Origin of the sequence: Zeimonas sediminis (assembly GCF_023721795.1) — a bacterium.
GTDB lineage: Bacteria > Pseudomonadota > Gammaproteobacteria > Burkholderiales > Burkholderiaceae_E > Zeimonas > Zeimonas sediminis.
In genome coordinates this window covers 462952-487408 of the sequence record NZ_JAMQYE010000002.1, presented here as the reverse complement: position 1 = coordinate 487408, position 24457 = coordinate 462952, and the positions used below count along the sequence as shown (strand labels likewise).

Genomic DNA, 24457 nt, shown 5'->3' with positions numbered 1-24457 from the left:
GCTGCGGGGCGCCTCAGGCGGCGGCGCGCTCGGTGGTGCCGCCGATCACGTCGGTGCGGCGGACTTCGGTCCAGTACATCCAGATCAGCGACACCCAGACCACGCCGTACATCAGCATGAAGGCCGAGGACCGGATGCCGGTGAGGTCGAGCAGCGCGCCGAACATGATCGGCAGGATGAATCCGCCCAGGCCGCCGGCCAGTCCGACGATTCCGGACACCGCGCCGATGTTGGTCGGGTACTCGTCCGAGATGTACTTGAAGACGGACGCCTTGCCGAAGGCCCAGGCCACGCCGACCACGAACATCAGCGCGGTGAACACCCACACGTTCAGGCCGATGTGGAAGGTCTTCGGGCCGTCGACCGTCTGGATCGTGAAGTCGGTCTGCGGGTAGGAGAGCAGGAACAGGCAGATCCAGCTGACCCACATGACCCACCAGGTGACCTTGTGCGCGCCGTGCTTGTCCGACAGCCAGCCGCCGATCGCGCGCAGCACGCCGCCGGGCAGCGAGAAGCAGGCCGCCAGCAGCGCGGCGATGCGGATGTCGAGGCCGAACTCGTTGACGTAGTACTGGACCATCCACAGCGACAGCGCCACGTAGCCGCCGAACACGATCGAGTAGTACTGGCAGTACTTGAGCACCCGCGGGTCCTTCAGCATCGCCATCTGCTCGCGGAAGGTCGTGCCGCCCTTCACCAGGTGGGCCGGGTCGCTGGCCGAGAACATCCAGAAGACCACCACGGTGATCGCCAGCGCGATCGCGTAGACCTGCGGAACGATCGTCCAGCCGAAGGCCACCAGCAGGGCCGGGGCGACGAACTTGTTGACCGCCGCGCCCGAGTTGCCTGCGCCGAAGACGCCCATCGCGAAACCCTGGCGATGCTTCGGGAACCAGCGCGCCACGTACGGCGTGCCGACCGAGAACGAGCCACCGGCGATGCCGACGAACAGCCCCAGCACAAGGAAGTGCCAGTACTCGGTCGCGTAGGAGATCAGCCAGATCGGAATCACGCAGGCGGCCATCAGCAGCGCGAACACGATCCGGCCGCCGTAGCGATCGGTCCAGATGCCCAGCGGTACCCGGACCAGCGCGCCGGTCAGCACCGGCGTGGCGGTCAGCAGGCCGAACTCGGTGGCGTTGAGCCCGAGCTCCTTCTTGATCGGCACGCCGATCACCGCGAACATCATCCAGACGGCGAAGCAGACGGTGAATGCGAGGGTGCTCGAGGCGAGCACCGGGATCGCGCCCTTGGGCAGCGGCTTGGCCGCTGCGGGTCCGGCAGTCGGGGCCGGGCCGGTTTTCGATGTGGCCATTTCAGGTTTTCCTGGCTTTGAGCTGTCGTGATCGCTGTTGCGTCGACAAACGCGAGGAGACCCGATCCGGGCCGATGGACACCCCCAGTCGGATCAAGGTTTTCGAGGGGCGCTCAGGTGCGGCAATGGCCTCGTCTACCCCCAAATGGGTAGCCTCCTGCCTCGGTCGAGGCCTGGAAATTCCGAGTTCTTTCAGTCACTTCCGGCTTGGGCTCGCGCGCAGCCAGGCCGGCTTCGCGCGGCCCGGGGTTCTTTCGGGGTACCCCCGGTCGGGCGACGGAATCGCGTTGCGTTCGCACGGCGGGCGCGATCGCGGCAAGGCCGTGGCCGCGGCCGAGCGGCGAGGCTGTGGGGCTTGATCCGGGGCATGCGGACGATCGCCGGCATCGGCGAGAATTCGCGGATGCGGATCATGGCCAACCTGCGCTCCCTGCTCGAGCAGTCGCTGCTGTTGCGGCTGGGCATGCTGCTCGGCGCGATCGCGACGCTCGCGGTGTTCGTGATCGGCGCGGCCACCGTCTACCTGGACAGCGTCGCCGGTCGCAGCGGCGCGATAGACCTGTCGGGCTCGCTGCGGATGCTGACCTACCGGATGGCGCTGGCGGTCGACGACGCGACGCCCGAGGGCCGCGGGCGCTACCGCCAGGCGGTCGGCGACCTCGAGCGCCGCCTCGCCGACCCCGCCCTGCGTTCGGCGCTGCAGAGCGATTCCAGCCGCGAGCTGCACGCGCGCCTCGTGGCGCGCTGGCGCGATGTCCTCGGCCCGGCCAGCGATCGCCAGCGGACCGCCGTCGATCACGGCCTGGCGGCGGGTCACGATGCTGCCTATCTCATCCAGGTCGACGAATTCGTCGGGCTGGCGGACCGCCTGACCGCCGAACTGGGCGCGAACCTCGAGCAGCGCCTGGCGAACCTCAGGCTGATCCAGGGCCTGGCGCTGTTCATGGTCTTCGCGCTGGTGCTGGCCACGATGTACCTGATCCACACGCAGGCGCTGATCCCCATCCTCGACCTGGTCGAGGCGTCGCGCGCGTTGAAGGCGCGGCGGCTGGACACCCGCGTGTCGCACGACGGGCCCGACGAAATGGGGCAGCTCGGCCAGGCCTTCAACGCGATGGCCGAGGAGTTGCAGGCCGGCTACGCGCTGCTCGAGCAGAGGGTGAACGATAAGACCGCGGACCTTGCGCGCAGCCACCGGCAACTCGAGGTGCTCTACTCGGTCACCCGCACGCTGACCGAGAGCAAGCCGACCCAGGGGGCGCTCGGCGAGGTGCTCGAGACGCTCTGCGCGGCGCTGGGCGCCTGCTGCGCGCAACTGCGGGCCGCGGATCCCGGGCGCGATGCGCAGTTCGTGGTGGCGACCGTCGACCGGGGCGGCTGCGAGGTCCTGCTCGCCGGGCTCGCCGAGGGGCCGGGTTCGGGCGCCCCGGATGCCGGCACGCCGGATCGAGGCATCGAGGTGGTCGGCACGCAACTGGGGACGATCGTGCGCGCGCCGCTGCGCGAGGGCGGGGAGGCGCTCGGCGCCCTCGCGCTCGCGCTGTCGCCGGCCCGCCCGCTCGAGGCCTGGGAGCGTTCGCTGCTCGAGTCGGTGGCCAGGCACCTCGGGGCGGCGCTGGCCAATGCCCGGCGCGCGCGCGACGAGCAGCTGCTCGGCCTGTTCGAGGAGCGCGCGGTGATCGCCCGGGAGCTGCACGACTCGCTCGCGCAGAGCCTGTCCTTCCTGAAGATCCAGGTGTCCAGGATCTCGGCCGAGCTTCGCGCCGGCAGGGACCCGTCGCAGATCGTCGGCGAGCTTCGGGTCGGCCTGAACAGCGCATACCGGCAGCTGCGCGAGCTCCTGAGCACCTTCCGCCTGAGCCTGGGCGACGGCGGCTTCGCGGCCGCCCTCGAAGCGACGATCCGCGAGTTCTCGGAGCGCGGCGAGCTGGCGATCGACCTGTCGAATTCGCTGCCCGACACGGCCCTGTCGGCGGCCGAACAGATCCACGTGCTGCAGATCGTGCGCGAGTCGCTCGCCAATGCCCTGCACCATGCGCGCGCCGCCACCGTGCTCGTCAGGCTGGCGATGGATCCCGAGCGCAACGTGCAGGTGAGCATCGAGGACGACGGCGTCGGCATCCCGATCGAGCGGGGCGAGGACGTCCGCCGTCATCACGGGCTCACGATCATGCGCGATCGGGCGCGCACGCTTGGCGGCACCATCGCATTCGGCCCGGGAGCCCGCGGCGGCACGCGCGTCGAGCTCCGCTTCCGGGCCGCGACGCCGTTCGCGCCGGCCTGATCCCCCGCCGCCCTCGAAACCCGAAGCCAGCAGACATGCCGAACCTCCCAGGATCCCCGGCGGCGAGCGCCCGCCACACCGTCGTCATCGTCGACGACCACCCGCTGTTTCGCCGCGGCCTTGCGCAGCTGCTCGCGATGGAGCCCGCGCTCCAGGTCGTGGCCGAGGCGGAGTCCGGCGAGGGCCTGGCCGAGCTGTGCCGCCGCCACGAGCCGGACCTGGTCCTGCTCGACCTGAACATGAGGGGCGTGGGCGGCATCGAGGCGCTTCGCGCGCTGAAGGACTCGGGCTGCGAGGCGCGCGTCGTGATCCTGACCGTGTCCGACCGCAGCGAGGACCTGGTCACAGCGATCCGCGCGGGCGCCGACGGCTACCTGCTCAAGGACATGGAGCCCGAGGATCTGCTCGACCGGATCCGCGAGGTGCTCGAGGGCCGGGTCAGCGTCGCCCCGGCGCTGGCCGGCTCGCTGGCGGTGGCGCTGCGCGGCGAGGCGGTCGAGGCCGAGCGGGTGAAGACGCCGCTCACCAATCGCGAGCAGGCGATCCTGCGCTGCCTGTCGGCGGGCATGTCGAACAAGCTGATCGCCCGCGAGCTCGGCATCGCCGAAGGGACCGTGAAGGTCCACGTGAAGAGCCTGTTGAAAAAACTGGGCTTCCGCTCGCGCCTGGAAGCGGCGGTCTGGGCGGTCGAGCGGAGCTGACCCTCTCCGAAGCGGGGCCGTCCGCTCCCGGTGTCCCGGGGCTTCGCACCGCGTGGAATCGCCGACGCGGTCCAGGGGAATTTCGCGGAGATTTGCGCCCGGCGCACGCCTGGGCTACCTTTCGCGCTCAGCTAGGGGTCCTGGTCCGCGTTGCGAAGGGCGCGCGCGGAGCCGGGTGAGAGAGTCCCTCCGAACCTGATGCGGGTAATTCCGCCGAAGGGAAGCGAGCATGAACGCCAATCCGAAGTTCCTGGCCGCCACCGCTGCGGTCGACGACGCGGCCGTCCGGCCGCTGCCGAATTCCACCAAGGTCTACGTCGCCGGGTCCCGGCCCGACATCCGCGTGCCGATGCGCGAGATCGCGCAGGCCGACACGCCGGCCTTCGGCGGCGGCGAGCCCGAGCGCAATCCGCCGGTGTGGGTCTACGACACCAGCGGTCCGTACACCGACCCGGCCGCGAAGATCGACATCCGCAAGGGGCTCGCGCCGCTGCGCGCGGCCTGGATCACCGAGCGCGGCGACACCGAGCTGCTCGATGCGCCGAGCTCCGGCTACGGCCGAGAGCGGCTGGCCGACCCGACGCTGGCCGAGCTTCGCTTCGAGCTGTCGCGCAGGCCGCGCCGCGCCAATGCCGGCGCCAACGTCACCCAGATGCACTACGCGCGCCGCGGCATCGTCACGCCCGAGATGGAATTCGTGGCGATCCGCGAGAACCTGCGCAGGCGGGAGTACGTCGAGGCGCTGCGCGCCAGCGGCCCGACCGGCGAGCGGATGGTCGAGCTGCTCGCTCGCCAGCACCCGGGGGAGTCCTTCGGCGCGAGCATCCCCGCCGAGATCACGCCCGAGTTCGTGCGCAGCGAGGTCGCGCGCGGTCGCGCGATCATCCCGGCCAATGTCAACCACCCGGAGAGCGAGCCGATGATCATCGGCCGCAACTTCCTGGTGAAGGTCAACGCGAACATCGGCAACTCGGCCGTCAGCTCGTCGATCGGCGAGGAGGTCGAGAAGATGACCTGGGCGATCCGCTGGGGCGGCGACACGGTGATGGACCTGTCCACCGGCCGGCACATTCACGAGACGCGCGAGTGGATCGTGCGCAACTCGCCGGTGCCGATCGGCACGGTGCCGATCTACCAGGCGCTGGAGAAGGTCGACGGGAAGGCCGAGGAGCTGACCTGGGAGATCTTCCGCGACACGCTGATCGAGCAGGCCGAGCAGGGCGTCGACTACTTCACGATCCACGCCGGCGTCCGGCTGCCCTTCGTGCCGATGACCGCGAAGCGGATGACCGGCATCGTGTCGCGGGGCGGCTCGATCATGGCCAAGTGGTGCCTCGCGCACCATCGCGAGAGCTTCCTGTACGAGCGCTTCGAGGAGATCTGCGAGATCATGAAGGCCTACGACGTGAGCTTCTCGCTCGGCGACGGCCTTCGCCCCGGCTCGATCTTCGACGCCAACGACGAGGCCCAGCTCGCCGAGCTGCGCACGCTGGGCGAGCTCACCCAAGTCGCCTGGAAGCACGACGTGCAGGTCATGATCGAGGGCCCCGGCCACGTGCCGATGCAGCTGATCAAGGAGAACATGGACCTGCAGCTGCGCGACTGCCACGAGGCGCCGTTCTACACGCTGGGGCCGCTGACCACCGACATCGCGCCGGGCTACGACCACATCACCAGCGCGATCGGCGCCGCGCAGATCGGCTGGTACGGCACCGCGATGCTGTGCTACGTGACGCCGAAGGAACACCTCGGGCTGCCGAACAAGAAGGACGTCAAGGACGGCATCGTCGCGTACAAGATCGCCGCGCATGCGGCCGACCTGGCGAAAGGGCATCCGGGCGCGCAGATCCGCGACAACGCGCTGTCGAAGGCGCGCTTCGAGTTCCGCTGGGCCGACCAGTTCAACCTGGGGCTGGACCCGGACACCGCGAAGGACTTCCACGACGAGACCCTGCCCAAGGAGTCGATGAAGACCGCGCACTTCTGCTCGATGTGCGGCCCGCACTTCTGCTCGATGAAGATCACGCAGGATGTGCGCGACTACGCCGAGAAGCAGGGCGTCTCCGCGCAGCAGGCCCTGGAGAAGGGCATGCAGGAGAAGGCGGTCGAGTTCGTGAGGAAGGGCGCCGAGATCTACCAGCGCTCGTAAGGGCCCGGCCCCGGGCGGCCCCGCACTGCGTGCGCTGGGCCCGCCGGCGCAGGCTGCCGCCGCCCGCAAGGGGCGGCGCGGCCCGCGTCAGCCCTCGTAGCGCGACAGCGCCAGCGTGCAGTTGGTGCCGCCGAAGCCGAAGCTGTTCGACAGCATGGTCTGGTGCTCGACGCCGTCGACGCGCTGGCGCGCGACCGGGATCTCGCCCACGCCCGGATCCAGCGTCTCGATGTTGATGCTCGGCGCCACGAAGCCGTGCTTCATCATCAGCAGGCAGTAGATCGCTTCCTGCACGCCGGTCGCGCCCAGCGAGTGGCCGGTCATCGACTTGGTGGACGAGATCCACGGCAGCTCGGCGTCGGGCTTGCCGAAGGCGCGGCGGATCGCGTCGAGCTCGGTGATGTCGCCCACCGGCGTGCTGGTGCCGTGGCTGTTGATGTAGGTGACCTTCGAGGGCACGGTCTTCAGCGCGTTGCGCATGCAGCGCTCGGCACCCTCGCCGCTCGGCGCGACCATGTCCTCGCCGTCCGAGGTGGCCCCGTAGCCGGTGACCTCGGCGTAGATCTTCGCGCCGCGCGACTTCGCGTGCTCGAGCTCTTCCAGCACCACCACGCCGCCGCCGCCGGCGATCACGAAGCCGTCGCGGTTCGCGTCGTAGGCGCGCGCCGCCGCCTGCGGCCGGTCGTTGTATTTCGAGGACATCGCGCCCATCGCGTCGAAGAGCACCGACAGCGTCCAGTCGAGCTCCTCGCCGCCGCCCGCGAACACGATGTCCTGCTTGCCCCACTGGATCAGCTCGGTGGCGTTGCCGATGCAGTGCGCCGAGGTGGCGCAGGCCGAGGAGATCGTGTAGTTGACCCCCTTGATCCGGAAGTTGGTCGCCGCGGTGGCCGAGGTGGTCGACGACATGCAGCGCGGCACCATGTAGGGGCCGACACGCCGCGGGCCCTTCTCGCGGGCGATCGCGGCAGCCTCGACCTGGTTGCGGGTGGAAGGCCCGCCGGAGCCGACGATGATGCCGGTGCGCTCGTTGACGACGTCGGATTCCTGCAGGCCCGCGTCGGCGATCGCCTGTTCCATCGACAGGTGCAGGTAGGCCGCGCCGTCGCCCATGAAGCGGCGCAGCTTGCGGTCGATCGCGGCGTCCAGGTCGATGTCGGGGCGCCCCGCCACCTGGCTGCGGAAGCCGAGCTCCGCGTACTCGGGCATGGCCACGATGCCGGAGCGGCCCTCGCGCAGCGAGGCCAGGACTTCGTCCTGGTTCAGGCCGATGCAGGAAACGATTCCGATGCCGGTGACGACCACGCGGCGAGTCTTGAACGATTCGGTCATGGGGCTGGCCTCGCGGCTTTCCAGGGAGCGAACTCGGCGTCCTTGCGGGCGGTCACATCGCCCGCGGATTCTCGAACAGCCCGACCCGCAGGTCGGTCGCTTCGTAGATGACCCTGCCGTCGACCCTCATTTCGCCGTCGGCCACGCCGAGCACCAGCTTGCGGCTGATCACCCGCTTGATGTCGATACGGTACTCGACAAGCTTCGATTCGGGCAGCACCTGGCCGGTGAACTTCAGCTGGGCGAGGCCCAGCGCGCGGCCCGAGCCCGGGGCGCCGGTCCAGCCCAGGTAGAAGCCGAGCATCTGCCACAGCGAATCCAGGCCCAGGCAGCCGGGCATCACCGGGTCTTCCTCGAAGTGGCAGCCGAAGAACCAGAGATCGGGCCTTACGTCGAGCTCGGCCTTGACGAAGCCCTTGTCGAAGGCGCCGCCGGTGGCGGAGATCTCGGTGATCCGGTCGAACATCAGCATCGGCGGCAGCGGCAGCCGGGCATTGCCGGGGCCGAACAGCTTGCCGTGGCCGCAGTCGATCAGCTCGTCATACGCATAGCTCGACTTCGGGGTGAAGGCTGCCGGGCGGGCGGCCGGGTCTGCAGTCATCGTGGAAACCTTGTCGCGGACGGTGTCATCGTCGCAATGATACGGAAAGATCGGCGCGGTCAGCGTCGCAACAGGTCCTTCAGTTGACGCAACGGGTCTTTCGGCGCCTCCGGCGAGGCGGGCTGGGCCGGCTGCAGGCCGAGGCGCTCCTCCAGTTTCTCGGTGAGGCGGCGCTCGACTTCCTTGCGGGCCACGCCTGCGGCGAGGTCCCTGACCTCGACACGGTAGCGCAGGTCGTCGAAGCGTCCCGACAGCCGGATCGGCACCGGCACGCCCTGCAGCCGCTGGAAGACGTCGCGGCGCGCGGCGGCGTCGCCTGCGCCGGCGCCCGGGCTGCCGGTCATCGTGGCGCGGACCAGCCAATCCAGCGTCCGGGCGGGGAGGTCGACCCGGCCCTCTCCGCTCGCCCGCAGCCAGTCGGCCTGCAGGTCGAGGTCGCTGCTGGTCGCGACGCCGCCCGCGATCCGGAAACTGGCCGTCAGCGACTGGAAGGGCGTGCGATCGCCGGCCCGGGTCGGGCCCTCGACCGGGAGCCGCCCCTCGAGCGCCGCCCGGACCTGTCCCATCAGGCGGTCCAGGTCGACGCCCTTGACGGCACCGTCGCGCAGCGCGAACGAGGCGGTGCCGCCGAGATCGCGCAGGGCCGAGTCGGCATCGAAGCCGCGGGTCGCGAGGTCGAAGCGCAGGTCACCGCGGCCTTCCAGGGCGTCGCGCCCGCTGGCCTCGCGGACCAGCGAGCCGGCGTCGACCCCGGCCAGGGAGCCGGCGAGCCGGTGCCCGGCGGCTGCCATCGCGACGCGCGCCTGCAGCGCGCCTCCGTTCAGCTTGCCGGTCAGCGACTCGACCGCGATCCGCCCGGCGCCGGTGGCGGCGCTTCCCGCCAGTTCCGAAATCGTCAGGCCGGAAACGCGCAGCTGCCCGACCTTCAACTTGCCGCGCGTCTCGACGTCGGCGATCGCCGGCATCGCCGGCTCGGCGGCCGGCCGGCCGGCGGGCGGCGGCGCGGGGCGCCCGCCCGCAGCGCCGGCGGCGCCCGCGCCACGGTCCGGACCGGCGGCCGGCGCCGGCTTCGCGGGGGGCGGGGCGCTGCGCTCGATCGCCGCGAACCGCTCGCTCAGGCGATCGAGGTCGACTTCGCCCGCGGTCAGCTCCCACCGGGCCGACAGCGGGGCGAAGCGGTCCAGGCGGGCCGAGATCGCGACCGTTCCGTCGTCGAGCGTTCCCTTCAGTTCGAGCTCGGCGGATTCGGGCGCAAGCGAGGCCCGGCCGCTGCCCGCCAGGGCGAGCTTCGGTCCGTCCGGCGCGGAGGCCTCGATCGTCAGGCGTTCGGCGACGGCGCTGCGGTCGTTCAGGTCGAGCCTCGCCTGTCCGCCGATGATCGCTCTGACCCTGGCGAGCCCGGCGACGGCGCCTTCCAGCCCGGCCTTCAGGCCGTCTAGCGCCACGCGGCCGGCGGCCAGCTCGGCCAGGTAGCCCGACTCGATCGCCAGTGCCAGGTCGGCGCCGCTGGCCGCGGAGCGCAGCCGGCCGTCGAGTTCGAGCTGCCCCGGTTCGCGGTCGGCGACCGGCCCCGCTCGCAGTTCGGCGGCCTCGAGGCGCCAGCCCTGCGCGGGCTGGGCGGCGTCGAGCGCGACGCTCAGGCCCCTCAGCGCGATGGCCTCGATCTGCAGCCGGCCCGACAGCAGCGGGCGAATCGGGATTGCCAGCGTGCCGCCCTCGATCCGGGCCGATTCGCCGCGCCCGTCCTGGCCCGACAGGGCCGCCGGCCCGGTCGACAAGCCGATGCGCGGCCACAGCGACAGGGCGAGGTCGCCCTCGAGCGACAGCGTGCGGCCGGTGTGCGCGCGGACCAGCTCGGCGAGCTGCGGCTTGTAGCGGTTCGCGTCGAAGGTCGCGACGAAGATCGCCAGCGCCAGCAAGGCGATGCCGATCGTGGCGGCGGCGGCGATGGCGAGGGTCCTGGCTCGCATCTTGCGGGGTCCCCGAGGTCTCGGCTCTGTCGGAAGCCCGAGCCTAACCCGGTTGCCGAGCGCGCGCACCGCCGGCCGTCGCGCCGCGGTCGGCGGATTACATCCTGTTACCGCTGTTGCAGGCTTCGGTCTGTTCGGGCGCGGGCGCCGCAGATAGGCTTCGAATCGTCTGAACGGCAGAAGAATGCCAAGAGGAGTCAGAGATGAACCGAATCCGAAAGATCATTGCCGCAGCGGTCCTGACCGGAGGCACGGCGATCGCGGGTGCCGCCCACGCGTCCGACGCGGTGCTCGGCGCGGTGGTGGGCGGCGGTGCCGGTGCGCTGATCGGGCAATCGCTTGGCGGGCGAGACGGCGCGATCATCGGCGGCGCGATCGGGGCGGCGGCGGGCGCGTCGGCGGTCCGCGGGTCGCATCGTCACTACCACGGCGGCGTCTACGCGGCGCCGGCGCCGGTGTACCACCTGCCGCCCCCGCCGCCGGTCTACTACGCACCGCCGGTGGTCTATCGTCCGGCCCCCGTCTATCATGTGGCGCCTCCGGTGATCTACCGCCCCGCGCCGGTGTACGTCGAATACGGCGACGGGCGTGGCCACTGGAAGCACGGCCATCGTCGCGGCCACTGGAAGGAAGGCCGCGGCAACTGGAAGCACGACCGGGGCTATCGCCACTGAACACTGCGCGGCGCGCGCGAGGCGGGCCCGCAGGAAGGGTCCGCCGTCCTTGAATCCCGATCACGACAGCCTCGACCTCGGAGCCCTGCCCTGGGGCGGCGACCCCGCCGCCTGCATCGTCGGGCTCGCGGCGCGCATCGGCCGGCGATTCCGGCGCGAGGCGCCGGGTGCCGCTCTTGCGGATTCCCGGATCGACGACGCGATCGCCGATTCGCGGCACGTCGTCCTGCTGCTCTTCGACGGGCTGGGCGATCGGCAGGTCCGGACACTGATTCCGGGCGGAGCGATCGCGGATTGCCGCGGAGGCGCGTTGCGATCGGTCTTTCCCTCGAGCACCGCGCCGGCGATCACCTCCTTCGCCACGGCGACGTTTCCGGCGGCTCACGCCAATCCCGGCTGGCTCTGCTGGAACGACGCGCAGCGCGCCGTGGTGCGCACGCTGCCGATGGACCTGCGAGGCGCCCCGGACCAGCCGGTGGCCCCGGAGACGATCTGGGACTGGCGCTCGGCGAGCCTCGATTTCGGGCTGCCCGTCGTGTCGATCCAGCCGGACTTCATCGCCGACTCGGCCTTCTCGCGCCACGCCTGGGCCGGGGCGCGGCGCGTCGGCTACCGAACCGCCGACGAGCTGGTCGCCGCGGTCGAGCAGGCCGTTCGCGGGCATCCGGATGGCGGCTTCGTGTGGGCCTACCTTCCGCAGTTCGATTCGGTGAGCCACGAACGCGGCTGGCAGAGCGAGCCGGCGGCCGACGTCGCCCGCCGCTTCGACCTTCTCTTCGAGCGCCTCGCCGGGCGTCTTCGCGACACCGGCGCGCTGCTGCTGGCCACCGCCGACCACGGCTTCGTCGACGTGCCGGCCTCGCAGCAGCTGCGGCTCGACGACTTCCCGGAGCTCGCGGCGCTGCTCGAGCGCCCGCTGACCGGCGAGCCTCGGGTGGTCTACTGCAAGGCCAGGGCGGGCCATGAGGAGGCATTCGAGGAGGCCGCGCGCGCGACGCTCGGCTTCGCCTTCCACGTGCTGCCCAGCCCGGCGCTGGTCGATGCCGGCTGGTTCGGGCCGGGACCCGCCTCGCACCGGCTTGCCGGGCGGATCGGCAGCCACACGCTCGTCGGTCGAGACCGCTATACGCTGGTCGACCGTGTTCCCGGCGAGCCCGAGCCGGCCTTCGTCGGCATGCACGGCGGCATCCATCCGGACGAGCTCGCGGTGCCGCTGGCCGCGGTCAGGCGGGGGGCGCCGCCTTGAGCGCCGCCGGTTGCCGTCCCGGTTGCGGCGCCTGCTGCATCGCGCCGTCGATCACCGGCCCGATCCCGGGCATGCCGAACGGCAAGCCGGCCGGCGTGCGCTGCGTGCAGCTGACCGACGACCAGCGTTGCGCGATCTTCGGCATGCCGGAACGCCCCGCCTGCTGCGCCGGACTGGCGCCTTCGGCCGAGATGTGCGGTGACTCGCGCGAGCACGCGCTCGCCTGGCTGGCCCGGCTCGAGGCCGAGACCGCGCCCTGAGCGCGGCCCCGGCGAGGCTGGCGGGGAGATCGCAGATCTGCCCGCCGCGCGTCCGGCCTTCGCCGCCGACCGTTCAGTGCGCCATCAGCACCGGCACCGGCGTCGTTCGCAGCATCGTGCGCGTGGCGCCGCCGAGCACCAGTTCGCGCAGCCGCGCGTGGCCGTAGCAGCCCATGACGATCATGTCGGCGTCGTGGTCCGAAGCCTGGTTCAGCAGCACGTCGCCCACCGCGACGCCGGACGAGCCGACGTGCGCGACCTCGACGTCGATGCCGTGACGCGCCAGATACAGCGCCAGGTCGGCGCCCGGCATCTGGCCGTGTCCGTTGGCCGACGGCTTCGCGTCGACCGAGACCACCCTGACGCTGTCGGCCCGTTCGAGCATCGGCATCGCGTCGGCCACCGCGCGGGCGGCCTCGCGGCTGGCGTCCCAGGCGACGAGGATCCGGCGCCCGACCTGCTGCAGCAGCCCGATGTACGGAACGAGCAGCACCGGCCGGCCGCAGGACAGGATCAGGTCCTCGACGATCGAGGCAGATTCCCGCGTGCCGGGCGCGTTCGGATCGGCCTGGCCGACGACAATCAGGTCGGCGTAGCGGCCGTGCAGGCCGAGTTGCTCGCGGGGGTCGCCCTCGGCCCTGCGGGTTTCGTGCCGGGTGAGGCCGGCCTTTGCGGCCGCGGCCTCGAAGCTCTCGAGCGCGGCCTTCGCGCGGGCGTCGTCCTCGGCCTTCTGGCGCGCGAGGATCTCGGTCCGCATCCCGGCCTCGGGCAGCCACTGCTGGTAGAGCCGCGGCGGCGCGTAGAGCGCGGTCAGGTGGGCGTCGTGCGCGGTCGCGAGCTGGATCGCCGCATCGGTGCGGCGGCCGGCGTCGGCGGCATCGTCGAGGTGGAGCAGGATGGTCCGGTAGGTCACGCAGCGTCTCCGAAGGTTGTCGTTCATGGGGCGAGCACGACACCCGCCTGCCGCATCGCGTCGAGCGCGGCGGCCAGCGAGCCGTCGAGGTCGATAGCGCGGCAGGCGTCGAGCAGCACCACCGCTTCGAAACCGAGCCGGCGCGCGTCCAGCGCCGAGTATTGGACGCAGTAGTCGGTCGCGAGACCGCAGAGGAACACGCGGCTCACGCCCATCTCGCGCAGCGCGCCCCCCAGGCCGGTGGGCGTGCGCCGGTCGTTCTCGAAGAAGGTCGAGTATGAATCGATCGCGGGTCGGGCGCCCTTGCGAACGATCAAGGATGCGCGTCGCGTGTCGAGCTCGGCGTGGAACGCCGCGCCCGGCGAGCCCTGCACGCAGTGGTCGGGCCACAGGGTCTGCTCGCCGTAGGGCATCGCGACGGTCTCGAACGGGCGATGGCCGGGGTGCGCGCTGGCGAAGGACCGGTGGTCCGGCGGATGCCAGTCCTGCGTGAGCACCACGTGGGCGAAACGCGCCATCAGCGCGTTGGCCGGCGCGACCACCTCGTCGCCGCCGGCGACGGCGAGCGCACCGCCCGGGCAGAAATCGTTCTGCACATCCACGACCAGCAGCGCGTCTGCGACCGGGTCGATGTCGGGAATCCGCTGGATCATGGGGGCGCGTCCGGGGTTCTCGCGAGAGGTTAACATCGGCCCTTCGCCTTCCGCTATCGCCGAAACCGTGTCCGACTCCATCGACTCGCCCCTTGACCTGAAGGGGCTCGCGCCGCCCCCCAACGCCCTGACGGTGGCCGGCATCGATCCGTCAGGGGGCGCCGGCATCTACGCCGACCTGAAGGCCTTCTCGGCGCTCGGCGCCTACGGCACCGGCGTCGTCGCCGCGCTCACCGCGCAGAACACGCAGGGGGTGACCGGCGTGCACGGCGTGCCCCCCGACTTCGTGCGCCTGCAGCTCGACACGCTGTTCGCTGACGTCGAGATCGTCACCGGCAAGATCGGCATGCTCGGCACCGCGCCGATCGCCCGCGCGGTGGCCGAGGGGCTGGCCGCGCCGCTGGCCTCGGGCGGCCTGCGCCACCTGGTCGTCGACCCGGTGATGGTGGCCAAGAGCGGCGATCCGCTGCTCGATCGCGAGGCGATCTCCACGCTGGTCGAAGCGGTGCTCCCGCTGGCCACCGTGATCACCCCGAACCTGCCGGAAGCCGGCGTGCTGCTCGATTCGCGGCCGCCCGACTCGGTCAGGGAGATGCATCGCTTCGCCGAGCGGCTGCGCCGGCTGCTGCGCGACGACGGCCGGCGCTGGGTGCTGGTGAAGGGCGGCCACCTGCCGGGCGACCCGGTCGACCTGCTGCACGACGGCGACCGGATGATCGAACTGCCGGCCCCGCGCATCGCCACGAAGAACACCCACGGGACCGGTTGCACGCTGTCCGCGGCGATCGCCGCGCTGCTGCCGCGGGCGGCCGACGTGCCCGACGCGGTGCGCGCGGCCAAGGCCTGGCTGACCGAGGCGATCCGCCACTCCGGCGAACTGAACGTCGGCAAGGGGCACGGGCCGGTCCACCACTTCCACGCCTGGTGGGGCACGCCCGCAGGCGCTGCTGCCGCTGCGCAGGGCCGGTTCGGCCGCTTCGGCCGGGAGTCGGGATGATCGAGCTGCTGCACGCGCTGCCGCTTCTCGCCAAGGCGGCGATCCTCGGGGTCGTCGAGGGCCTGACCGAGTTCCTGCCGATCTCGAGCACCGGGCACCTGATCCTGGCCTCGAGCCTGATCGGGTTCACCGGCGAGAAGGCCAACATGTTCAACGTGGTGATCCAGACCGGCGCGATGTTCGCGGTGATCTGGTACTACCGGAAGCGGATCGCCGAGACGGTCGCGGGGATCTTCTCTGAGCGCCGCGCCCAGCGCTTCGCGCTGAACGTGCTTATCGCCTTCATCCCGGCCGTGGTGTTCGGGCTGGCCTTCGGCAGCTGGATCAAGGACGCGCTGTTCCGGCCGGTGCCGGTCGCGATCGCGCTGATCGTCGGCGGCTTCGTGATCCTGTGGGTCGAGTCGCGCCAGCGGCGCGGGCTCGCTGCCGTGCGCATCCACGACGTCGATTCGATGACCGCCGCCGACGCGCTCAGGCTGGGCCTGGCGCAGTGCTTCGCGCTGATCCCGGGCACCAGCCGCTCGGGCGCCACGATCATCGGCGGCATGCTGTTCGGCCTGTCGCGGCGCGCGGCCACCGAGTTCTCGTTCTTCCTGGCGATCCCCACGCTGGTAGGCGCCGGGGTCTACGACGCTTGGAAGTACCGCGACCTGCTTTCGGCGCAGGACGTCCCGATGTTCGCGGTCGGGCTGGTCTTCGCCTTCTTCAGCGCGCTGGCCTGCGTGCACTGGCTGATCCGCTGGGTGGCGACCCACGACTTCCGCGGCTTCGCCTGGTACAGGATCGCGTTCGGGTTGGTCGTGCTGGCCACCGCGGCCACCGGCTCGGTGGACTGGACGGCCTGACGAAGCCGCGTCCCAAAGGAAAAACCGCACCCCCGAGGGGAAACCGTACGCCCGAGGGGAAACGGTGCCCCGGAGAGGGGCGACCTGCCGGATCCCCGCCGGGCGGACGCCTGCCCGCCCGGCGGCCTTCGCCTACTTGGCGGGTGTCCGAGGCTGCGTTTGCTCTTGGGTCTGCGTCTGCGTCTCGGTCTGCGTGCGGGTCCGCGTTTCGGTGCGCTGCCGGACAGCGTCGCCCTGGCCGGGCTGCTGCTGATGCTCGCGCAGCCGCTCGCGCTGGCGCAGCTGCTCTTCCTGCTGCTGCTTGAGCCGCGTCGCGGTGCCGCTGGCGGCGCCCGCGCCCGGGCCCGCGCCGGGGCCTGCGCCCGGTCCGCCGCCACCGCCGCCCGCGGCGAAGGCGAGCGAGGTGCCGGCTAAGGCGATCAGGGTCGCGGTCGTGATCTGGAGGACGTATCTGGAGGGGGTCATTTTCTGGCTCCTTGTTGCCGGTTCTTCGTCGCCTCGTGAGCGGCGACATCCGGATTAGGCGGCCAGGAGACCGCGGGCGACCTGATCCCGATCAAGCCGCCGGCCCGGTCATGCAAGCGTTTGTAAACGCCTGAAGACGACGTCCCACACGCCGTGACCCAGCTTCAGGCCGCGGTTCTCGAACTTGGTCACCGGGCGATACGCGGGGCGGGGCGCGAAGCCGCGGCAGTCGGCAGCGGTCTCGCCGATCACGGTGCGCCGGTCCGAATCGCGGGACGCGCCGTCGAACGCGGTGTTCTCCAGCAGCGGTTCGCCGGCCAGCACCGCCAGCATCTGCACCGCGTAGTGCTCCCAGTCGGTCGCGCAGTGCAGGTAGCCCCCGGGTGCGAGCCGCGAGGCGAGCAGCGACACGAAGCCGGGCTGGACCAGGCGGCGCTTATGGTGCCGCTTCTTGGGCCAGGGATCGGGAAAGAACACGTGGATGCCGGCCAGCGAGCCGGGGGCGATCATGTCGCGCACCACCTCGACCGCGTCGTGCTGGACGATGCGCAGGTTGGTCAGGCCCGCCTCGTCGATCCGGCGCAGCAGCGAGCCGACGCCGGCCGGGTAGACCTCGACGCCGAGGAAATCGGTGCCGGGCATCGACTGCGCGATCCGCGCGGTGGTCTCGCCCATGCCGAAGCCGATCTCCAGCACCAGCGGCGCCTCGCGGCCGAAGACCTCGGCCGGCACGATCGGCGCGCGGCGATACGGGATCGTCCAGCGGTCGAACAGCGACTCGTAGGCCAGCTTCTGGCCCGGCGTGAAGTGGCCGCGCCGCCCCGAGAAGGAGCGGATGTGCGGGTGCTCGCTCAAGCCTTCGCCCCGCCGATCATGCCGGTGGTGGGCGACGACGGCGTGGCCGAGTAGAGCTTCTTCGGCATGCGGCCCGCCAGGAAGGCCTCGCGGCCGGCCTCGACCGCCAGCCGCATCGCGCGGGCCATGCGCACCGGCTCGCGCGCGGCGGCCACCGCGGTGTTCATCAGCACGCCGGCGCAGCCCAGCTCCATCGCGATCGCCGCGTCGGACGCGGTGCCGACCCCGGCGTCGACGATGATCGGCACCTCGGCCTTCTCGAGGATCAGCTGCAGGTTCCACGGGTTCAGGATCCCCATGCCCGAGCCGATCAGCGAGGCCAGCGGCATCACCGCCACGCAGCCGATCTGCTCGAGGATCTTCGCCTGGATCGGGTCGTCGCTGCAGTAGACCATCACCTCGAAGCCCTCGTTGACGAGGACCTCGGCGGCCTTCATCGTCTCGGGCATGTTCGGGTACAGCGTGGCCGGGTCGCCGAGCACCTCGAGCTTGACCAGCGTGTGGCCGTCGAGCAGCTCGCGGGCCAGCCTCAGCGTGCGGATCGCGTCGTCGGCGGTGTAGCAGCCGGCGGTGTTCGGCAGCATCGTGAAGCGGTCGGGCGACAGGAAGTCGAGCAGGCTGGGTTCGCCCGCGTTCTGGCCGATGTTCGTGCGGCGGATCGCCACGGTCACGATCTCGGCGCCGCTGGCCTCGACCGCGGCGCGGGTCTCGTCGAAGTCGCGGTACTTGCCGGTGCCGATCAGCAGGCGCGACGAGAAGCTCCGCTTGCCGATGCGCAGCGGGTCGCCGGCGGCGGCGGGCGATGGCGCGACCGGGGCGCCGGCCCCTGTCCGTTCGGTGGCTCGGGTCATCTCGCTCACTCCAGTTCCGGCTCGACCCGGACCTCGAAGTTCACCGAGTTCGACATGAAGCAGTTGGCGTGCGCCTTCTCGTGCATCGAGCGGAACTTCTCCGCGTCGACCGGCGCGGTCAGCCGCACGCGCGGGCGCAGAACGACCTCGACGAAGCGCATCTTCCCGTCCTTCTTGCCCAGCGTGCCGGTGGCGCGATCGGCGTAGCCGGTCACCTCGACCCGCGACTTCGCGGCGATAGCCATGAAGGTCAGGAAGTGGCACTGCATCAGCGAGGCCATCATCAGCGTCTCGGGGTTGGGCTTCGCGTCGTCGCCGTGGAAGACGGCGGGCGCAGAGGCCTCGATGGCAGCGCCGCCGTCGAACTCGATGCGGGTGGCGCGGGCGTAGGTCTCGTAGGTGAACGGCCGGCCGGCCGGCTGGCCGTGCCAGGCGAGCGTGCCTTCGAAGAGATGCGTGTCGGACATTCGGCTTGCTCCGGGGGAACAGCCCGAAATTGTCGCACGGCATGGTGGGGCCAAAAAAAGGCCGCGGGCGCGGGCCCGCGGCCTGTGTGCCGGCGGAAGCGGGTTCCGCCGGGTGGCTCGCGCCGCCGGCGTCGCCCGTGGGCGCGCCGGCGGGAGCGCCGCCGGTCAGATCGGCGGCGGCGCGGGCGGGACGTCGATCGTCGACAGCCCGCCGGCGTCCACGATGCCCGGCACGGTGCAGGCGTCGGTCAGGTTGTTGGCCAGGCCTGCGGCCGTCCCCTCGAGCATCTCCTCGAAGGTGGCGAGCCGGGGGCCGCCGTTCGTGCCGACCGCCGGGATCGCGACCAGCCGGGTGACGCCCGTCGATTCGTCGTGCCCGTTCGGCACGCAGATCTCCGGATGGTCGAAGGGCCCGGACTGGTGCGCCACCCGCCAGTCGGTCAGCCCGGTCTCCATCATCTCGACGACCGCGGCCTCGTCGGCCACGCCGAGATTGAAGACCCGCATGCCGGCGTCGAGGTTGTTGAAGTTCAGTCCGGCGAAGTGGCCCGCCGTCTTGTAGAACTCCATCACCTGCCGCAGGGTCGCCTTCGAACCGTTGTGCATGTACGGGCCGGTGAACTTCACGTTGCGCAGGCCGGGCGCCTTGAACGCCCCGTTCCTCAACAGCGGCTCGCCCGGGATCACCGTGGCGGTGCAGTTGACGTTCGGGTTGTTGTTGGCGTTGCCGTTGCCGACCAGGCCCACGCCGCAGCCGACGCGGAACGGGAAGGGGATCGGCGACAGGTCGGTCGGCGAGAACGGGATCATCAGCGACGGGATCAGGCCGGCGATGGTTCCCTGCGCGGGGTTCGCGAAGGTGCCGATCTTGTCCATGTCGTAGGTCAGGTTTTGCGCGTCGCCGTTGAAGGCCGGCCCCCCGGCCATCAGGTCGAACAGCCGGTTCCAGCCCAGCGGCACGCCGCCGATCGCGTCGCCCAGCGACAGGTCCTCCGGGGTCGGGCGAACGCCGATGTTGTAGAAGCCCGTGTCGTAGACTTTCGGCAGGCCGTTGAACGCGACCATCCGCTCCATCACCGCGCGCAGCTCGGCGCGGCGCGCCTGGCCCGGGTTCAGCAGCTCGGGGGCGATCCCGAAGCCGGTCATCACGCCGACCGTGGCGCCGGTGAACTCGGGATTGAAGTGGCAGATCGCGCAGGCGGTGGCGCCGGCGAAGAATCGGCCCAGGCCCCGGTCGACGTTGAGCAGTGTGTTGCGGGCAAACACGCAATCGCCTGCGACCACGACAGTCGTGGTCGTCGACGCGCCGCTGTTCGGGCCGCATTTCCCGCCAATCGGCTCGTTGGCCGGCACCGGGAACGGCGCGAGGTTCGACTCGCTGCCGGTGACCGCGTTCGGATTGATGAACTTCGCGTAGTGCGTCGTGCACAGGTCGGTCGCCAGCGCCTGTTCCCGGGCACTGAGGTTGGCGCCCACCTGCGCGATGCAGCCCTCGAGCGACAGCCACTGCGCCTGCGGGATGGTCGGTCCGCCGACCACGACGGTCCTCGCGCGACGGCCGGTACCGACCGTGATCGAGCCCTGCGCGATGCCGCCGGCCACCAGGTCGACGATCGTCTCGTTGGTGAACAGCGTCGCCTCGTAGGCCTGGATGCCCAGCCCGAAGAACAGCGAGAAGTTCCACTGCATCATCGTATAGGCGGTCAGCGGCGAGCCGTCGGCCGGATCCAGCAGCGCCGGATTCGTGTAGCAGGTGTCGGCCGGGGACACGCCGATCATCGCCCCGTTGGCGTCCAGGCACACGTCGTTGCCGGCGCCGTCGCCCCAGAAGCGCTCGTGGAAGATCTCGCGGATCCACTGCGCGTAGGGCTTGGTCAGGCCGCGATTGCCGGGACCCTTGCCGAGTCCTCCGAGCAGGGGGTCGTCTCCGAGCAGGGAGTCGTCCGTCGCGATCAGCTGTCCCGCCAGCGGCAGCACGCCGACGGTCGTCAGCTTCTTGCCGAGCTCCTTGTGGATGCGGCCGGCATTGGTCATCTCGAACTCGCTCTCGATCGGGCCGACCGCTTGCGAGGCGAGCGACGAGAAGGGCAGGTCGAGGCGCTCCTCGCCGAGCGCTCCATTGGTGAAGGTCTTGACCCTCGCGTCCGGGTCGCGGAAGCCGAGCGGCGTGACCCCGTTGAAGAAGGCGTCGCCGCGGCCGTCCCAGAAGTTGCGCAGGTTGTAGACCGCATTGAGCACGGTCGGCGAGTTGCGCGGCTCGACCCGCCGGACCGTGTCCGGAACGCCGGCCGCGTTGGCCTGGAAGTCGAGGTCGAAGCCCGGGTCGCTGGGCCGCAGTGTGGCGGTGTCGACGCGGTTCACCGTGACGCTGTGGTGATCGCCGGCGCGCACGCCCTGCGACGACGCGACGTCGTTGACATCGACGTTCGGCAGCGGCTTCGCGCCGAACCCGAGCGCGCCGGGCGCGCCGTCGGCTGCGTCCGCCGTGGCCCCGCTCGCGAGGAGCGCCGCCTCGCTGACCGGGAAGCCGGCGTCGAGCACCGTCGTCGCCACGCCGTTCACCGTGACCTGCGCGGTGCCGCTGTAGTGGACCCGGTTCAAGCTCGCGTTCAGGGCCGCGATGTCGGCGGCGAAGTCGCCGCGCTTGAGGCCCGGGCTGACCTGGTTGGCCACCCGGTTGTCGGCGCCCGCGTGGTAGTGACAGGACGCGCAGGACTGGATGCCGTCGCCGCCGACCTGCATGTCCCAGAACAGCGCCTTGCCGAACTGCTGCAGGGCGGTTTTCTGGTCCGTCTTGGTGATCGGCTCCCACGGCCAGAGGTTCGCGTTCAGCCCCGTCTTGTCCAGCAGCCCCAGAACGTTGATGTCCGGCGCGGTCACGAGCTGCAGCGGCTCGACCGGCGCCCGGGGCGGCGGCGGAGGCGCGGCCTCGGCGATGTTGGCGGGATCGGTGGCGGCGGAGTCGCCGCCGCTGCCGCAGGATGCGAGCACCAGGCAGCCCAGCGCGACGGCCAGGATGCGAAGGCGCATGTCGGAAAGCGGATTCATGAGAAAACCTCCCTGATCGTTTCTTGTCGTCGCTTCTTCTTGTTCGTGCGGACGAGTTCGCAGCCAGATCCGGTCGAAGCCGACCGTCGGACGCTGCTTGAAGCGGTTCGAATCGGGCGCCCCCCACGCGCCGGGCGTGGCGGGCGGGGCGGCCGCGAAGGCCGGGGAGGGCAGGTCCTATTGCCTGAGCACGCAGAGGCGGTGGAAGCGGATCCTGGGGATGTCGTCGAGCGCTCGCGCGTGCGAGCTCATGAATTGCTGGAGCAACTCGACCGGGGTGGCCGCATCGGCCCGCGCGCGCCCGAGCCTGGACTCGAGATCGACGCGGATCGCCATCGCGGCGAGGCGGATCGTCGAGAGGATGTCCGAATGCAGGTAGAGCGCGCCGCTCTGAAGCGTCCACGCGAGCGCGACGAACAGGTTCGCGCCCAGGTGGTGGTGCTCGACCGCGAACCGAACCACGTTCACCGGCTATCCTCCCGACACCGTTTCGCCGGCGACTCGATCCGCGAATTCGGGGCAGGTGGGCTGCCACGAAGGAGCCGGCTTCATTGCCGGTCGCGACGGTTCGGTCCGCCTCCCCTCGAACGTCCGGAGATCCGTTGCCCGACGGCATCGGCCGGGCGGCGCGGACCTACCGTTCGTCGGAAACGGCTTGATTGTTGGTTTTTCCCGAGGGGATGTCAGGATGCGCCCCCCGCCAACCGGATGTCAACCCTCCAGCATCGACACGCGGCGGATCTCCCCGGTCGGCGCGCCGTCAGCCGCCGCCGACCGCCACCACGATCTCGAGGCGGTCCCCCTGCGAGAGCCGCACGTCGGCGTAGCGGCTGCGGGGGACGATCTCGCCGTTGCGCTCGACGGCGATCCGCTTGCCGGACAGCTCGAGCGCCGCGACGAGCTCGGCGACGCTCGCGGATTCGGGAAGCGAGCGGGGCTCGCCGTTGACGACGACATCGATCATGCCCCGAATTGTCGCACGGGGCCTCTTCGCCACAGCCGGCGGGCGGCGCGGCTGGGTTAGAATCCGCTTCGTCGCGGGTGTAGTTCAATGGTAGAACGGCAGCTTCCCAAGCTGCATACGAGGGTTCGATTCCCTTCACCCGCTCCATCTTCCCAATGCTCGCGCTCGCCGTCCGCCTCTGTCTGCCGCTGGCCGCCGTCGCGCTGCTGGCCGGCTGCATCCCGGCGCCCTACGGTCCCTACTACCGCCCTTCGTATCCCGACGCTTCGGCGCAAGCCGTCAAGGCCTGGTGCGGCGGGCAGGCGGGGCCGCCGACCGGGCTGGTCGTGTCGCTGGCCGACGGCCTGACCATGAGGGTGGGCGCGGCCACCGCCACCGGGGCCGCGCCGAAGGCCATGTTGAGCTTCGAGCTCGCCCCGGGCACGACGCTGCGCTTCCTCGAAGACTCGGTGCGGGTCGACGACGGCGCGGGCTCCGGGCGGATCCCGGTCCGGATGTCGGTGGCCAGCCACGCGCGGGTCGCGCCCACCGACATCGTGGACCTGCCTGCGCTGTCGGCGGTCGCGCCCGCCGCGCTCGATGCGGCGGGCCCCGGGGCGGTGTCGATCACCGTGGGCACCGGTTTCTCGCCGGGCGCGGCTGGTGTCAGGCCGGAAGTGCTGCGAATCGAGTGGCCGTCGATCCGCTGGGCCGACGGAACCGTCACCCGTTTCGCCGCCGTCGAGCTGAAGGGCCGGATGTCGAAGTCGGGCTGGCTGCAGTACCGGACCGACGACGAGACAGAGGCCCTGCAGGCCCGCTACGCGCGCTGTCGCGCCGAGACGCCGCAGCGCAACTGCGCCTTCCTGCTGGATTCCTACGAGAACGGTTTCACCGTGGGCGCCGATGGCGCCACGCTGCGCGGCCGGCTGCTGGTGACCGAGCCGGCGAAGCCGCGGCTCGCCGCCTACCTGACGATGGAACTCCCGCAGCTGCAGGCCTGGCGCTGGAGCGATCCGGATGTGCTTCTGCGCGATCCCCGAAGCGGCCAGTCGTGGCGCCAGCCGTTCGGGGCATCGGGGGTCGGCGTGCGCGCGCAAGGCCTGCCGCTTTCCACCCCCCTGGCCGCGCCGGCGGGGGCGAGCGCGACCGCGTCGATCGAGGTGCCGCTGGGAAGCGCGGCCGGCGAACGATACCGCCTCCGGCTGCCGCCGGTGGAGGTGAACGGCCGGCGCACCCAGCCCGAAGCGATCGAGCTGGAGCGCCGGACGATGGACGGAGGGCTGGAGCCCTTCAACTGCTGAGCGGCCAGCCAGGGCGGCTGCCGCGCCGCCCTGGCCGCCACCCTCGCCGGGTCAGGGCCGCACGTAGGCCCAGCCCTGCTGCTGCTTGCGCATGATCTCGACGACGCCGGCAGGCACGTAGCCGATCTCGCCGTGCATGTCTTCCTTGCCGACCTTCATCGCCTTCAGCGAGTTCTCGCAGGCGACGATCTTCACGCCGCTCTTGATGGCCTCGGAGATCCGGTTGGCGGTGGTGGCGTCGGCCTTCAGCATGTTGATGCCGGGCCCGTAGGCGACGACCTCGACTTCGACGTTGCTCGCGCCCAGTTCGGACTGCAGGTTGCGCACGTTGTTCAGCGCCATGTTCCAGCGGGCGGGTTCGCCGTCGCTGACCTGGACGACCAGTCGATTGGCGGGTGTCGCCTGGGCGCTGGCCTGCGCTGCCGCCTCGGGCAGCCAGGCGGTCTGCGCGGCGACGGCGGCCACGGCGGCCACGGCGAGGGCGGTCAGGGTCTTGCGTTTCATCTCGGTCTCCTCGTGCATGTAATGGTGGAAGGTGTTCACCCGGCGTCTTGGCGCCGAACATGCATTTCACCACATCGGCG

23 protein-coding genes and 1 tRNA gene are annotated in these 24457 nt (G+C 71.1%); 10 read left to right on the top strand and 14 right to left on the bottom strand.

Annotated features, from left to right (window positions below):
- Positions 1-13: 13 nt before the first annotated feature.
- Positions 14-1315, bottom strand: coding sequence for an MFS transporter (locus tag M6I34_RS17680; protein WP_272487124.1), 1302 nt, complete (start codon positions 1313-1315; stop codon positions 14-16).
- Positions 1316-1682: 367 nt separating this feature from the next.
- Here M6I34_RS17680 and M6I34_RS17675 point away from each other — a divergent pair, with 367 nt between their 5' ends.
- From M6I34_RS17675 to thiC, 3 genes are all read left to right on the top strand, one after another.
- Entirely contained in the window at positions 1683-3599 is a 1917-nt protein-coding gene (locus M6I34_RS17675) for an ATP-binding protein (RefSeq protein WP_272487123.1), read from the top strand.
- 35 nt (positions 3600-3634) lie between these two features.
- Positions 3635-4300, top strand: coding sequence for a two-component system response regulator NarL (narL, locus tag M6I34_RS17670; RefSeq protein ID WP_272487122.1), 666 nt, complete (start codon positions 3635-3637; stop codon positions 4298-4300).
- Between the two features lie 229 nt (positions 4301-4529).
- On the top strand, positions 4530-6449 hold the full coding sequence (gene thiC / locus M6I34_RS17665) for a phosphomethylpyrimidine synthase ThiC (protein WP_272487121.1): 1920 nt from the start codon (positions 4530-4532) through the stop codon (positions 6447-6449).
- An 87-nt stretch (positions 6450-6536) separates the two neighbouring features.
- Here thiC and fabB read toward each other — a convergent pair whose 3' ends face one another.
- Genes fabB through M6I34_RS17650 form a run of 3 tightly spaced genes read right to left on the bottom strand, consistent with a single transcriptional unit; the run spans position 6537 to position 10352 of the window.
- On the bottom strand, positions 6537-7781 hold the full coding sequence (gene fabB, locus M6I34_RS17660) for a beta-ketoacyl-ACP synthase I (RefSeq protein ID WP_272487120.1): 1245 nt from the start codon (positions 7779-7781) through the stop codon (positions 6537-6539).
- Between the two features lie 52 nt (positions 7782-7833).
- On the bottom strand, positions 7834-8382 hold the full coding sequence (fabA, locus tag M6I34_RS17655; protein ID WP_272487119.1) for a 3-hydroxyacyl-[acyl-carrier-protein] dehydratase FabA: 549 nt from the start codon (positions 8380-8382) through the stop codon (positions 7834-7836).
- Positions 8383-8441: 59 nt separating this feature from the next.
- Entirely contained in the window at positions 8442-10352 is a 1911-nt protein-coding gene (locus M6I34_RS17650) for an AsmA family protein (RefSeq protein WP_272487118.1), read from the bottom strand.
- Positions 10353-10555: 203 nt separating this feature from the next.
- Between M6I34_RS17650 and M6I34_RS18290 the strand changes: the two genes are divergently transcribed.
- From M6I34_RS18290 to M6I34_RS17635, 3 genes are read left to right on the top strand one after another with little or no spacing between them, the layout of a single operon-like run.
- Positions 10556-11026: a hypothetical protein gene (locus M6I34_RS18290; RefSeq protein ID WP_418953564.1), complete on the top strand. Its 471-nt coding sequence runs from the start codon at positions 10556-10558 to the stop codon at positions 11024-11026.
- A gap of 49 nt (positions 11027-11075) precedes the next feature.
- Entirely contained in the window at positions 11076-12272 is a 1197-nt protein-coding gene (locus tag M6I34_RS17640) for an alkaline phosphatase family protein (protein WP_272487117.1), read from the top strand.
- Positions 12269-12532 (top strand): YkgJ family cysteine cluster protein, encoded by a 264-nt coding sequence (locus tag M6I34_RS17635; RefSeq protein ID WP_272487116.1) that lies wholly within the window; start codon positions 12269-12271, stop codon positions 12530-12532. Before M6I34_RS17640 ends, M6I34_RS17635 begins: the two co-directional genes overlap by 4 nt.
- A gap of 73 nt (positions 12533-12605) precedes the next feature.
- On the opposite strand, the gene M6I34_RS17630 is transcribed toward M6I34_RS17635, so the two are convergent.
- Positions 12606-13445 carry a universal stress protein gene (locus tag M6I34_RS17630; RefSeq protein ID WP_272487115.1) on the bottom strand — a complete coding sequence of 280 codons (840 nt, stop codon included), beginning with the start codon at positions 13443-13445 and terminating at the stop codon, positions 12606-12608.
- Between the two features lie 23 nt (positions 13446-13468).
- On the bottom strand, positions 13469-14077 hold the full coding sequence (gene pncA / locus M6I34_RS17625; protein ID WP_418953572.1) for a bifunctional nicotinamidase/pyrazinamidase: 609 nt from the start codon (positions 14075-14077) through the stop codon (positions 13469-13471).
- Between the two features lie 88 nt (positions 14078-14165).
- Here pncA and thiD point away from each other — a divergent pair, with 88 nt between their 5' ends.
- Both thiD and M6I34_RS17615 read left to right on the top strand, forming a co-directional pair.
- On the top strand, positions 14166-15095 hold the full coding sequence (gene thiD / locus M6I34_RS17620) for a bifunctional hydroxymethylpyrimidine kinase/phosphomethylpyrimidine kinase (protein WP_272487113.1): 930 nt from the start codon (positions 14166-14168) through the stop codon (positions 15093-15095).
- Positions 15092-15940 carry an undecaprenyl-diphosphate phosphatase gene (locus M6I34_RS17615; RefSeq protein WP_418953563.1) on the top strand — a complete coding sequence of 283 codons (849 nt, stop codon included), beginning with the start codon at positions 15092-15094 and terminating at the stop codon, positions 15938-15940. Before thiD ends, M6I34_RS17615 begins: the two co-directional genes overlap by 4 nt.
- A gap of 132 nt (positions 15941-16072) precedes the next feature.
- Here M6I34_RS17615 and M6I34_RS17610 read toward each other — a convergent pair whose 3' ends face one another.
- From M6I34_RS17610 to thiS, 7 genes are all read right to left on the bottom strand, one after another.
- On the bottom strand, positions 16073-16405 hold the full coding sequence (locus tag M6I34_RS17610; protein ID WP_272487112.1) for a hypothetical protein: 333 nt from the start codon (positions 16403-16405) through the stop codon (positions 16073-16075).
- Between the two features lie 108 nt (positions 16406-16513).
- A complete protein-coding gene (trmB, locus tag M6I34_RS17605; protein ID WP_272487111.1) occupies positions 16514-17260 on the bottom strand; it encodes a tRNA (guanosine(46)-N7)-methyltransferase TrmB in 747 nt (248 codons plus the stop codon).
- Positions 17257-18111 (bottom strand): thiazole synthase, encoded by an 855-nt coding sequence (locus M6I34_RS17600; protein ID WP_272487110.1) that lies wholly within the window; start codon positions 18109-18111, stop codon positions 17257-17259. Before M6I34_RS17600 ends, trmB begins: the two co-directional genes overlap by 4 nt.
- A 5-nt stretch (positions 18112-18116) precedes the next feature.
- Complete coding sequence (locus tag M6I34_RS17595) at positions 18117-18578, bottom strand: OsmC family protein (RefSeq protein WP_272487109.1); 462 nt, start codon at positions 18576-18578, stop codon at positions 18117-18119.
- Positions 18579-18743: 165 nt separating this feature from the next.
- Entirely contained in the window at positions 18744-21626 is a 2883-nt protein-coding gene (locus M6I34_RS17590) for a cytochrome c peroxidase (protein ID WP_272487108.1), read from the bottom strand.
- 177 nt (positions 21627-21803) lie between these two features.
- Positions 21804-22094: a hypothetical protein gene (locus M6I34_RS17585; RefSeq protein ID WP_272487107.1), complete on the bottom strand. Its 291-nt coding sequence runs from the start codon at positions 22092-22094 to the stop codon at positions 21804-21806.
- A gap of 292 nt (positions 22095-22386) precedes the next feature.
- Positions 22387-22587, bottom strand: coding sequence for a sulfur carrier protein ThiS (thiS, locus tag M6I34_RS17580; RefSeq protein WP_272487229.1), 201 nt, complete (start codon positions 22585-22587; stop codon positions 22387-22389).
- Positions 22588-22663: 76 nt separating this feature from the next.
- On the opposite strand from thiS, the gene M6I34_RS17575 reads away from it, so the two are divergent.
- Positions 22664-22737: transfer RNA gene (locus M6I34_RS17575), tRNA-Gly, on the top strand.
- Positions 22738-22745: 8 nt separating this feature from the next.
- Entirely contained in the window at positions 22746-23873 is a 1128-nt protein-coding gene (locus M6I34_RS17570; protein ID WP_272487106.1) for a hypothetical protein, read from the top strand.
- 51 nt (positions 23874-23924) lie between these two features.
- Here M6I34_RS17570 and M6I34_RS17565 read toward each other — a convergent pair whose 3' ends face one another.
- Complete coding sequence (locus M6I34_RS17565) at positions 23925-24377, bottom strand: DsrE family protein (protein WP_272487105.1); 453 nt, start codon at positions 24375-24377, stop codon at positions 23925-23927.
- Between the last annotated feature and the right edge of the window lie 80 nt (positions 24378-24457).

Coding starts and splice junctions, on each gene's coding strand:
- M6I34_RS17680 (WP_272487124.1), bottom strand. CDS start 1,315: ATGGCCACATCGAAAACCGGCCCGGCCCCGACTGCCGGACCCGCAGCG.
- M6I34_RS17675 (WP_272487123.1), top strand. CDS start 1,683: ATGCGGACGATCGCCGGCATCGGCGAGAATTCGCGGATGCGGATCATG.
- narL (WP_272487122.1), top strand. CDS start 3,635: ATGCCGAACCTCCCAGGATCCCCGGCGGCGAGCGCCCGCCACACCGTC.
- thiC (WP_272487121.1), top strand. CDS start 4,530: ATGAACGCCAATCCGAAGTTCCTGGCCGCCACCGCTGCGGTCGACGAC.
- fabB (WP_272487120.1), bottom strand. CDS start 7,781: ATGACCGAATCGTTCAAGACTCGCCGCGTGGTCGTCACCGGCATCGGA.
- fabA (WP_272487119.1), bottom strand. CDS start 8,382: ATGACTGCAGACCCGGCCGCCCGCCCGGCAGCCTTCACCCCGAAGTCG.
- M6I34_RS17650 (WP_272487118.1), bottom strand. CDS start 10,352: ATGCGAGCCAGGACCCTCGCCATCGCCGCCGCCGCCACGATCGGCATC.
- M6I34_RS18290 (WP_418953564.1), top strand. CDS start 10,556: ATGAACCGAATCCGAAAGATCATTGCCGCAGCGGTCCTGACCGGAGGC.
- M6I34_RS17615 (WP_418953563.1), top strand. CDS start 15,092: ATGATCGAGCTGCTGCACGCGCTGCCGCTTCTCGCCAAGGCGGCGATC.
- M6I34_RS17610 (WP_272487112.1), bottom strand. CDS start 16,405: ATGACCCCCTCCAGATACGTCCTCCAGATCACGACCGCGACCCTGATC.
- M6I34_RS17600 (WP_272487110.1), bottom strand. CDS start 18,111: ATGACCCGAGCCACCGAACGGACAGGGGCCGGCGCCCCGGTCGCGCCA.
- M6I34_RS17595 (WP_272487109.1), bottom strand. CDS start 18,578: ATGTCCGACACGCATCTCTTCGAAGGCACGCTCGCCTGGCACGGCCAG.
- M6I34_RS17590 (WP_272487108.1), bottom strand. CDS start 21,626: ATGAATCCGCTTTCCGACATGCGCCTTCGCATCCTGGCCGTCGCGCTG.
- M6I34_RS17570 (WP_272487106.1), top strand. CDS start 22,746: ATGCTCGCGCTCGCCGTCCGCCTCTGTCTGCCGCTGGCCGCCGTCGCG.
- M6I34_RS17565 (WP_272487105.1), bottom strand. CDS start 24,377: ATGAAACGCAAGACCCTGACCGCCCTCGCCGTGGCCGCCGTGGCCGCC.